A 217-nucleotide genomic window follows, 5' to 3' on the forward strand; every position below is an offset into this window, starting at 1 on the left:
GATCGAGTTTACCGATTATCAGGATTTGTTCCGTAAGTATGAATCGTTGACCAAAATCAGTTTCGATTATGCTGTGGTCGAGAGAGAATCGGAAATTCAGGTTCTGCGTTTTGCTGGTTGCGATGGTAACACAAGCTTCGGGATCAACTTCCGTAATCTGCCGGTATACACGCTGAACCATGGATTCATATCCGTCAGGTGTTTTAAAGATTTTGAT

At 42.4% G+C, this 217-nt stretch carries 1 protein-coding gene; it reads left to right on the forward strand.

The window, feature by feature from the left end:
* Positions 1-217 (forward strand): hypothetical protein (locus H6B10_RS17600; RefSeq protein WP_204652578.1); only part of this gene is annotated, 217 nt, incomplete at both ends.

The sequence above is a fragment of the Gemmiger formicilis genome (genome assembly GCF_016901605.1).
Taxonomy (GTDB): Bacteria; Bacillota; Clostridia; order Oscillospirales; family Ruminococcaceae; genus Gemmiger; species Gemmiger formicilis_B.